Source organism: Oleiphilus sp. HI0067 (genome assembly GCF_001635735.1).
The window spans coordinates 1-1286 of the sequence record NZ_LWFI01000626.1 but is presented as its reverse complement, the minus strand read 5'-3'; the positions used below and the strand labels follow the sequence as shown (position 1 = coordinate 1286).

Genomic DNA, 1286 nt, shown 5'->3' with positions numbered 1-1286 from the left:
TTACCATCGGCTGTTTGATATTGCATTTTGCCCAAATCAAGCTCACTATCGAGCCTAATTGCACCCGGACCTGCAGCAATCATATAATCATCTATGGCTGTTGGGGCGTCATTCACTGGGTTCACTGTCAAATCGATATTAGCTGCGACTGTCGCTTCACCATCGAATACATCGAAACTAATATCGAGATCACCATTGAAGTTTGCAGCCGGTGTCAGCGTGAACGTCCCATCACCATTATCTGTAATCGTCAGTTCCGGATTGGCTGTCTGTAGATTCAACGCCGTGAGCGTATCACCCTCCACATCACTCGCTTGCGCCAAGAGCTGTTCTTGGCTCAGTGTGATACTTCCATCCTCATCAATTGCATACGCCAAGTTACCTGAAACTGGCGGGTCATTCACAGGAACAACTACGATATTCGCTTGGGCCGTATCGGTACCACCCTGACCATCAGACACGGTAAAGTCGACGGTGACATTACCATTGAAGTTCTCATTCGGTGCAAAGGTATATGTGTCATCTCCATTATCGGTGAAGATTCCATCCGTACCTGTGTATGTAACATCTGAGATACTCAGCGTATCACCATCAACATCCGACGCTCCCGCCAACAGATCCCCATCTGTAAGCGTGATCGTCCCGTCTTCGTTCATCTGGAAATTCTGATCCTGCGCGACCGGCAGATCATTCACGCCGGTTACAGTTACGTCGACAAGAGCTGGGGTTACACCGCCATTACCATCCTCCACTGTGTAGCTGATAGAAAAATCACCATAAAAATCAGCAGCAGGTACGATAGTATAAGTTCCATCATCATTATCTATTACAATTCCATTTGTAATCTCAATATTACTAACTGATAAAGCATCATTATTATTTGCTTGACCATCATATGATGATTCGTCGTCACCCTGTTGATTATCGTGTTGGCTATCATCGTCAGTTAAACCATTAATCACATCAGAAATCGAAACACCATATTGATCCTCAGTGACAGTATCCGAATCAGGCATAGTAACGCTGCTTTGATTAGATACAACTTGAGAGGGAATAATTACTCCATCAACAATATCAAACACATGCCAATACTCACCGGTCGTACTATCCGGAAGATCAGGCGTGAATGTTGATACTAAAGAGTTACCAACAAACACCTGAACCTGAACATTGTCAACGCCGTCAATATCCCATGCACCTGTACTATAGTTGTGCACAGAGTAATGCATGTTGGCCTCAGCATAATTTGGAACAGTAATAGTTTCTGGGCCGTAGCCATTAGTGTC

1 protein-coding gene is annotated in these 1286 nt (G+C 44.6%); it reads right to left on the bottom strand.

Annotated elements, in window-relative coordinates:
• The coding region (locus tag A3739_RS06955) for a tandem-95 repeat protein (protein WP_156502432.1) at positions 1-1286 on the bottom strand (1286 nt) is incomplete at both ends.